At 55.3% G+C, this 244-nt stretch carries 1 protein-coding gene; it reads left to right on the top strand.

What is annotated here, in order from left to right; translation table 11 throughout:
- Positions 1-244: hypothetical protein (locus SB786_RS37315; protein ID WP_410731724.1), on the top strand; the 244-nt coding region annotated here is incomplete at both ends.

Here is a 244-nt window from a genome sequence, read left to right as displayed (position 1 = left end):
GCGCAAGCCGAGATGATGTCAAAAGCCATCATCGCTATGAACGGCACGGTTACCGTGGCTGATTTTCACCAGGCGCTCAAGTACTCCCGTTCTGCTGCGCCATATCTGTCGGACGATTTCAAGTTCAACTACCTTCCCACGCTCATCCAGGAATTCAAAACTGGGCGCGGAGGCGCGTCGGGCGCAGGCAACACGATTGCATCCTTGTTTGGCGTGATTGTCGGCAAGATGATCCCCAAGGACC

The organism is Burkholderia sp. SIMBA_062 (assembly GCF_046534765.1).
GTDB lineage: Bacteria > Pseudomonadota > Gammaproteobacteria > Burkholderiales > Burkholderiaceae > Burkholderia > Burkholderia ambifaria.
The sequence above is the reverse complement of the archived record's forward strand: the minus strand, read 5'-3'. Positions and strand labels throughout refer to the sequence as shown.